General features: G+C 43.8%; 1 protein-coding gene and 1 pseudogene. Both read left to right on the top strand.

Annotated features, from left to right (window positions below; genetic code table 11):
• Nucleotides 1-186: pseudogene (locus H8700_RS11125) on the top strand (hypothetical protein); the annotation flags it as partial.
• Between the two features lie 9 nt (nt 187-195).
• On the top strand, nt 196-600 hold the full coding sequence (locus H8700_RS11120) for a hypothetical protein (protein WP_006858865.1): 405 nt from the start codon (nt 196-198) through the stop codon (nt 598-600).
• Nucleotides 601-730 lie beyond the last annotated feature (130 nt).

The raw sequence follows: 730 nt of genomic DNA, 5'->3' as shown, positions 1-730 counted from the left end.
GCAGACATTGTAAAGCTGGTTGCATCGGGAGACCTTGTTCCGGCGCAGCTTGTGCAGATTAAGAGTGCAATAGAAAAGGGACTTACTGAGTCACAGCTTGTAGAGCTTATAAACAACAACATTTCAGCGGAAAAGATGAAGGAGATCATTGAGATTGCTGTGCTTGAAAACAGCATGGCAGATTAGGAGGAACTTATGAATTTAGCAGTAGTAAATGAAGCAGTAACAGAAATGAATGGTGTGGAGCATCAGTTTACAGAGGAAGAGAAAAACTTTGTTGTCCAGTTCGCATTCAGAAGTGGCAGCAAGGAAGACACGATTTCTCTTATTGAAGCTTTGGCACATTCAGCGGATAAGGCTGAGTCGGACGAGATTATGGTCACATACAGGTCTAAATATGATATGAAGCCTGCATGGGTGGAACAGGTGGAAAACCTGCTTGTGGCACTTGAAATGTATCGTATCGAGGAGGAGAAAGCAATCAATCATCTGGCAGATATTTTGACTGCTTATGGTATTGATGTATCAGCCGAGGAAATCCGTACTACAGAGACAGAAACGCTTAAAACAACAGTCAGAGAGAAAGTGGAGGTGCGATAATGGCAGAAGAGATTCAGGAAGCGGTGCAGATCATCCGTGTAGCTTATGATGGCATTGAGATTGCCATGAAGGTAGGAAGCGGCGGCATTGCTGCCATGCAGAAGGCAATAGATTTCTTAAAAGGGATGCT

The organism is Jutongia hominis (assembly GCF_014384965.1).
GTDB classification, from domain to species: domain Bacteria; phylum Bacillota; class Clostridia; order Lachnospirales; family Lachnospiraceae; genus Butyribacter; species Butyribacter hominis.
Note: the sequence above shows the minus strand (reverse complement) of the source record. Positions and strands in the feature narration are given on the sequence as shown.

What these genes read in the sequence shown, in the direction of transcription:
- H8700_RS11120 (WP_006858865.1), top strand. Translation starts at nt 196, where the DNA reads ATGAATTTAGCAGTAGTAAATGAAGCAGTAACAGAAATGAATGGTGTG.